We start from the raw sequence: 6,499 nt of genomic DNA on the forward strand, positions 1-6,499 counted from the left end.
CGAACCGTTCGTCCTGGTGTCTCCCTGCTCTCATCCACCGTCGGTGAGGGGGCGGGCCGGGAAGGCTCCGGAGGTGGTGCCATCGGCCTTGGCCGCGTCGGCGAGGGCCTCGGCAGCGGCTTGCGCGGCCCGTGCCGCGTCGTCGGCAGCCTGGGCAGCCGTGGCGTCGGTGGGCCTCTCGCGGGTGGCCGGCGACTGGGGCAGCACCTCGCTGAAGGCGCGGGAGACTCCCTGGAGGGCGGAGGTGACCTCGCTGGGGATCACCCAGAACGTGCTGCCCGGGCCTTGCGCGAGGTGGGGCAGCATCTGCAGGTACTGGTAGGCGAGCAGCTTGGGGTCGGGGTCGTTGCGGTGCACCGCCTGGAACACCTCGTCGATGGCGCGGGACTGGCCCTCGGCCTTGAGGATCTCCGCGGTCCGGTTGCCCTCCGCGCGAAGGACGGCGGACTGCTTGTCGCCTTCGGCGGTGAGTATCTGGGACTGGCGTTGCCCTTCGGCCCCGAGAATCGCGGCCCGCTTGTCGCGCTCGGCCCGCATCTGCTTCTCCATCGCGTCTTTGATGGACTGCGGGGGGTCGATGGCCTTGATCTCCACCCGGTTGACCCTCAACCCCCACTTGCCGGTGGCCTCGTCGAGCACGCCACGGAGCTGGTTGTTGATCGTGTCGCGTGACGTGAGGGTTTTCTCCAGGTCCATGGACCCCACCACGTTGCGCAAGGTGGTGACGGTGAGCTGCTCGACCGCCTGAAGGAAGTTCGCGATCTCATAGGCGGCCGCTCGTGGGTCGGTGACCTGGAAGTACAGGACGGTGTCGATCTCGACGACCAGATTGTCCTCGGTGATGACCGGTTGCGGTTTGAAGGAGACGACTTGTTCCCGCAGGTCGATTTCGGGATGGACGCGGTCGATGTAAGGGATGACGACATTGAGGCCGGGTTTCAGCGTGCGGTGGTAGCGGCCGAGCCGTTCGACATTGCGAGCACGTGCCTGGGGCACGATGCGTACCGCCCGCAGCACGGTGAAGACTGCGAAGAGCGCCACGATCAGTGCGGCGACGAGGAACGCCGAAGCTTCCATGGTTCACTCCCGGGGGTAGACGAGGGCGGTGGTGCCGCTGATCTCTATGACATCGACGGTCGTTCCGGGAGGAATCACCAGCGTCTCGTCATAGGCGCGGGCCGTCCATTCCTCGCCGCCGATGCGGACCCTGCCGCCCCGGCCCGTCACCTCGGAGACGACGTAGGCGGCCTTGCCGACCAGTGCGTCAACGCCGAATCGCTCTCCCTGGGGCTGGATGAGGTGGCGCAACGCGACAGGGCGCACGAACAGCACGCTGACCGTCGCGACGACGGTGAAGACCACGAATTGCAGGGGCAGCGGGAGTCCGACCGCCGCGAATCCCGCCGTGACCAACGCGGCTCCACCGAGGAGTCCGAGCGCGGCGGTGAGGGTGAAGATCTCCGCCACAGCCAACAGCGCTGCGGCGATCAACCAGAGCAGCCAGGGATCCATTGCGTGCCCCTCCTGACCCGAACGGGTGCGGGAATGGCTGGACGACGCCCAGTCGACCGCGCCCGCCTCAGGTGGTTATGTCACTTTTTAGAATATTTTACCGATTCCGCTTCTTCCACCCGCACAGCCGCTCAGCTCTGAACCCGAGAACGACGGAGGACCCCGGCCGACGGGCCGGGGTCCTCTCGTGTTCATCGCGGGGCGGGGTCAGTGGCTGGCGAGTTCACCGGTGAGCTTGCCGTGGAGGTCGGCGCTTGGGTCGTTCAGGCCGATGATCTCCACCGTCTTGCCGCGCTGGGCGTATTTGGTCTCGATGGCGTCCAGCGCGGCCACCGAGGAGGCATCCCAGATGTGCGCGGAGGAAAGGTCGATCACGACCTTGTCGGGGTCGCCCGTGTAGTCGAACTGGCCGACGAGGTCGTTGGAGGAGGCGAAGAACAGCTCGCCGGTGACCGAGTAGACCACCGTGCCCGCGTCGGGGCCGGTGACGGCGCTGACGTTGGCGAGGTGGGCGACGCGCTTGGCGAAGATGACCATGGCGGTGACGGAGCCGACGATGACGCCGATGGCCAGGTTGTCGGTCGCGACCACGCAGATCACGGTGATGACCATGACGGCGATCTCCCCGACGGGCATCCGCCTGAGGGTCTGCGGGGCGATGGAGTGCCAGTCGAAGGTCGCGAACGACACCATCACCATCACGGCGACCAGGGCGGCCATCGGGATGTCGGAGACGACCGGCCCGAAGGCGATGCACAGCACCATCAGGAACACGCCCGCGAGGAACGTGGAGAGGCGGGTGCGGGCACCGGACACCTTCACGTTGATCATCGTCTGGCCGATCATCGCGCAGCCGCCCATGCCACCGAAGAAGCCGGTGACGATGTTGGCGATGCCCTGTCCGATGGACTCGCGGGTCTTGGAGGAGTGGGTGTCGGTGATGTCGTCGACCAGCTTCGCGGTCATCAGGGACTCCATCAGACCGACCAGCGCCATCGCGAAGGCGTACGGCGCGATGGTCGTCAGGGTGTCCATGGTGAACGGCACGTCCGGCAGACCGGGCACCGGCAGCGAAGACGGCAGGGCGCCCTTGTCGCCGACCGTCGGCACCGCGATCCCGGCTGCGATCGTGATCACGGTCAGGATGACGATGGACACCAGCGGCGCCGGGATCACCGTGGTGACCTTCGGGAAGAACACCATCAGCGCCAGACCGGCCGCGATCAGCGGGTAGACCGGCCACGGCACGTCGTGCATCTCGGGGACCTGGGCCATGAAGATCAGGATCGCGAGGGCGTTGACGAAGCCGACCATCACCGAGCGCGGCACGAACCGCATCAGCTTCGCGACCCCCAGCGCGCCGAGGGCGACCTGCATGACGCCGGCCAGGATGACGGCGGCGATCAGGTAGCCCAAGCCGTGCTCACGGTTCAGCGGTGCGATCACAAGGGCGATGGCGCCGGTGGCAGCGGAGATCATCGCGCGGCGTCCGCCAACGATGGAGATGACCACGGCCATGGTGAACGAGGCGAACAAGCCGATCGCGGGGTCGACCCCGGCGATGATCGAGAACGAGATCGCCTCGGGGATCAGCGCGAGGGCGACGACCAGGCCCGCGAGGACCTCGGTACGCCAGACCTTCGGGTTGTTCAGCCAGTCCGGGCGCAGGCCGCGCAGCCGCGCGACGGGAGACATCAGGGAAGCGGAAGACAAAGGGATCTGGAACCTGTCGTGCTCGGGCACGCCCCCCTCTGGCGGGCCAGGGGCGTGCGGGAGAACGCGGAAGGGCCGGGCCGGCACCCCGCGGACGGTCCGCCCAGGGCGGGCCGGAAGCCAAAGGAGTACGGAGCGGGGACCCGCGCGAAGGCGCGGCCCGGGCTCACGTCCAGGGGCGAAGCGTCACGGTGGGCAGGCGACGGCGCCGGGCGTCATGGGCTCGCGCACGCTCTCTCCTGCAACAATCGGATCTTCGCCGGGGGCACCATCGGCCCCGACACGGCAACTGGGCAGCGCGGCAAAGGCCGCCCTCGCATCAGCAACTCTACCCTAACGTTAGAGTAGAGATCGGTGGGGCCGCACAGAACGCGGCCCGGTCACGAGGCGAAGGACCAGAGGATCACGGGCGTGGACGGCAAGCACATGCAGATCGGCGAAGTCGCCGCGCGGACCGAACTGTCCCTGCGCACCATCCGTCACTACGAGGACACCGGCCTGGTCACTCCGTCGGCCCGCTCACAGGGAGGGTTCCGCCTCTACACCGAGACGGACATCGCCCGCCTCATGGTCATCCGCCGTATGAAGCCCCTCGGCTTCACCCTCGACCAGATGCGCGACCTGCTGGACGCGACCGACCGCCTCGACGGCGGCGGCGCGCTCGACGGCGGTGGCGCGCTCGACGGCGGTGGCGCGCTCGAAGGCGATGAGCGCGAGGCGCTGCTGGACCGCGTGCGCCAGTACGAGCGGGCCGCCACCGAGCAGGTCGACAAGCTCCGCGTCCAGCTGGCCCGTGCCGAGGACTTCGCCGCCACCCTGCGCGCCCGCCTGGAGCAGAAGGTTCCGGCTGCCGGCCGCTCCTGAGGCCGTCCGCCGCAGCGCACTCACGGCTGGTTCAGGAAGTGCTCCATCAGCCGGGCGGCGCTGATCGCTCCCGTGGTCCGGGTCCGATCCCCGTCCGATTCGACGACTGCCACCAACGGGGTGTGCGTGGTCACCATGAGCGCGGCCACTTCCAGGACACCGGCACTGGGGCCGACCACGGTGGGCAGGATCCGCTGCTCCGGCAGCCACTGAGCCACCGACAGTCCGGCCAGCACCTCCGGCAGGCTCTCGGTGTCGCTTTCGGCGAGTGCTTGGGCCAAGGACGGATCTCGCAGCACGAACTCGGGCACCATGATCTTCAGGAGCTGCGAACCGGGCACGATGGCGTACGGGCGCCCATCGCGGTCGACCACCAGCAGCGCCGGCAACCGGCGCTCCACGAAGAGCCGAGCCGCATCGATGGCGTCGTTGTCCGTACACACCGTCGGATACGGCTCCGCCAGATCACCCGCACGCAGATCACCCGCACGCATACGTCTCCCCTTGGTACTACGGCCACGAGTACGCCGACTGGCTCACCGTGCGGCGGCCAGCTGACCGTGACCGACCAGATTTCTGGACATATCACCTCGGACCCTACCGCCCACCCTCCCGGACGGATGGATACCGACCCGCGCTCGCGGCGCATGACGTGGTGCGGTCCCCGCTGCGTGACCCGACCCAGAACGTCTCGCACCCGCTCCGGAGTCAGTGGCCGGCTCGTACATGCGAGGCGCCGGCCGACGCGGAGGCCGGTGGGGCGGCACGGGCGTGTGCGAGCGCCCTGGCCGGGATTGGGGCCCCGGCCAGGGGCCGGGCTCGGCGAGCCCGGCGATAGCCGTCCGAGCGGTCGGCGGGGTGGGCGGTCGAAGCTCTAACGCCGGCCGCCGGCCGTCGCGGCCCAGGGAGCAGGTGCCATGACCCGTGCCAGTTGCTGCTGGATCTGCTCCGCCTCGCGGCGTACCTGGCCGGGAACATCCCCGCGTTCCCGTATGAGTTGGGCGTAGATCGGCGCTTCACTGGCGATGGTCACGTTCTGGCTCTCCTTCTCGGGCCGGCGCCCTCAGTTGGGCTGCCCGAGTCTAGGCTGCGGGGAAACCCCTTCGGAGCGCGACGAGTACGGACCGACCCTGTCTTGCGGACAGAAACGGCGCACGCTCTCCCTTCGGATGGCTTCTCCTCGGCCCCCCACCGTCCACTGGTTCAGGGCCGTGCCGGTTCCGCCTCGGCCCGTGAGGCGGCCGTGCTGCTGCGGGGCAACTGGGCAGCTGGGCGGCTCGCGGCGGCCTGAAGGCGGATATCTGTAGTCGCCAAGTGAGGGTTTAACGAGCCCGGCCGGGAGAGTTTTTACCCCGACGGGCGGAGTGGAATTGCCTAACGCCCCAAGACGGATGGGCGTGCTACTGTTGTTCTCAGTTGCAGTTGTGGTTCCCAAAACTTCAAGTGCCCTCGGTCGGCTTCGTGTCGACTGGGAGTGCTTTTGTATTTCCGGTCATTTCCGGGCGGGGTAATCATCGCGGCGACACGGCATCCGCACAGTGCGGATCCCGATGTACTGCCCCAAAGGAGATATGACATGGCTGCTGGTACCGTGAAGTGGTTCAACGCGGAAAAGGGTTTTGGCTTCATCGAGCAGGAGGGTGGCGGCGCTGACGTGTTCGCCCACTACTCGAACATCGCCGCCCAGGGCTTCCGCGAGCTTCAGGAAGGCCAGAAGGTCACCTTCGACATCGCGCAGGGCCAGAAGGGCCCGACGGCCGAGAACATCGTTCCCGCCTAATCGCTGACGCGTACTTCGTAGCTGGGGCCCGCATCCTTCGGGGTGCGGGCCCCAGCTACACGCATTCACGCCGCAGTCCCTCCGTGCCCCATGGTGATTCCGCCCACGGTATGCACCTGGTGGAATCGCCGTCTCATCGCACGGCGTACGTTCGACCCGGCTCCGGATATCGCATTTCCGTACGAGCTTGCACGCTGGACACCCGGACCCATCGTCCGGGTCGCTCCACGCATTTCAGCGACTGACTCGCGATTTATTCGCGGTCGACTCCGCTTTCGCTTTCACTTTGGCCCGTTCTTGCGATTCTCCGCGCCACGCGTTTTGCTGCGGGAATTCCTTGATACGTGCCGTGTCGAGGAAGGTTCCGTATGAACCGCGCACAGACGAACGACCGCTTCTCCCGCACCCGTGGCAACAGCTCCGGTTCCGGCTCCGCAAGGGGCGGTGGCCGCTTCGGTGGGTCTGCCCCCGGCCGCTCTGGTGCGCCGAGCCGCTCCGGTGGCTACGGCCGCCGGCCGGCCGCGTTGCAGGGGGAGTTCGCCCTGCCCGAGACGATCACTCCCGCGCTTCCCGCGGTCGAGGCGTTCGCCGATCTGGACATGCCCGCGCCGCTGCTGGCCACGCTGGGCA

General features: G+C 67.9%; 7 protein-coding genes and 1 pseudogene. 3 read left to right on the plus strand and 5 right to left on the minus strand.

All coding sequences use genetic code 11. The features are described 5' to 3' along the window. Window positions 1-30 precede the first annotated feature (30 nt). The 3 genes from ABZX75_RS28940 to ABZX75_RS28950 all read right to left on the minus strand — a co-directional run bounded on the left by ABZX75_RS28940 (window position 31) and on the right by ABZX75_RS28950 (window position 3,207). The gene (locus ABZX75_RS28940; protein ID WP_355415612.1) at window positions 31-1,077 is read right to left on the minus strand and encodes an SPFH domain-containing protein; all 1,047 of its coding nucleotides are present in this window, start codon (window positions 1,075-1,077) and stop codon (window positions 31-33) included. A gap of 3 nt (window positions 1,078-1,080) precedes the next feature. Next, window positions 1,081-1,512, minus strand: coding sequence for an NfeD family protein (locus tag ABZX75_RS28945; RefSeq protein WP_355415614.1), 432 nt, complete (start codon window positions 1,510-1,512; stop codon window positions 1,081-1,083). Between the two features lie 207 nt (window positions 1,513-1,719). Then, on the minus strand, window positions 1,720-3,207 hold the full coding sequence (locus ABZX75_RS28950; protein WP_355415616.1) for a SulP family inorganic anion transporter: 1,488 nt from the start codon (window positions 3,205-3,207) through the stop codon (window positions 1,720-1,722). 429 nt (window positions 3,208-3,636) lie between these two features. Here ABZX75_RS28950 and ABZX75_RS28955 point away from each other — a divergent pair, with 429 nt between their 5' ends. Then, window positions 3,637-4,089, plus strand: coding sequence for a MerR family transcriptional regulator (locus ABZX75_RS28955; protein ID WP_355415618.1), 453 nt, complete (start codon window positions 3,637-3,639; stop codon window positions 4,087-4,089). Between the two features lie 20 nt (window positions 4,090-4,109). Here the strand turns inward: ABZX75_RS28955 and ABZX75_RS28960 are convergent, their stop codons facing one another. Both ABZX75_RS28960 and ABZX75_RS28965 read right to left on the minus strand, forming a co-directional pair. Then, window positions 4,110-4,583: a CBS domain-containing protein gene (locus ABZX75_RS28960; protein WP_355415620.1), complete on the minus strand. Its 474-nt coding sequence runs from the start codon at window positions 4,581-4,583 to the stop codon at window positions 4,110-4,112. Between the two features lie 380 nt (window positions 4,584-4,963). Beyond that, entirely contained in the window at window positions 4,964-5,122 is a 159-nt protein-coding gene (locus tag ABZX75_RS28965) for a hypothetical protein (protein ID WP_355415622.1), read from the minus strand. Between the two features lie 543 nt (window positions 5,123-5,665). Here ABZX75_RS28965 and ABZX75_RS28970 point away from each other — a divergent pair. Together ABZX75_RS28970 and ABZX75_RS28975 are read left to right on the plus strand one after the other, a co-directional pair. Beyond that, window positions 5,666-5,869 (plus strand): cold-shock protein, encoded by a 204-nt coding sequence (locus ABZX75_RS28970; RefSeq protein WP_355415624.1) that lies wholly within the window; start codon window positions 5,666-5,668, stop codon window positions 5,867-5,869. A gap of 368 nt (window positions 5,870-6,237) precedes the next feature. Beyond that, window positions 6,238-6,499 (plus strand): annotated as a pseudogene (locus ABZX75_RS28975) (ATP-dependent helicase); the annotation flags it as partial.

Source organism: Streptomyces sp. NPDC003038 (assembly GCF_040611115.1).
In the GTDB taxonomy this organism is placed as follows: domain Bacteria; phylum Actinomycetota; class Actinomycetes; order Streptomycetales; family Streptomycetaceae; genus Streptomyces.

What these genes read in the sequence shown, in the direction of transcription:
- ABZX75_RS28970 (WP_355415624.1), top strand. Translation starts at nt 5,666, where the DNA reads ATGGCTGCTGGTACCGTGAAGTGGTTCAACGCGGAAAAGGGTTTTGGC.
- ABZX75_RS28950 (WP_355415616.1), bottom strand. Translation starts at nt 3,207, where the DNA reads ATGTCTCCCGTCGCGCGGCTGCGCGGCCTGCGCCCGGACTGGCTGAAC.
- ABZX75_RS28940 (WP_355415612.1), bottom strand. Translation starts at nt 1,077, where the DNA reads ATGGAAGCTTCGGCGTTCCTCGTCGCCGCACTGATCGTGGCGCTCTTC.
- ABZX75_RS28945 (WP_355415614.1), bottom strand. Translation starts at nt 1,512, where the DNA reads ATGGATCCCTGGCTGCTCTGGTTGATCGCCGCAGCGCTGTTGGCTGTG.
- ABZX75_RS28960 (WP_355415620.1), bottom strand. Translation starts at nt 4,583, where the DNA reads ATGCGTGCGGGTGATCTGCGTGCGGGTGATCTGGCGGAGCCGTATCCG.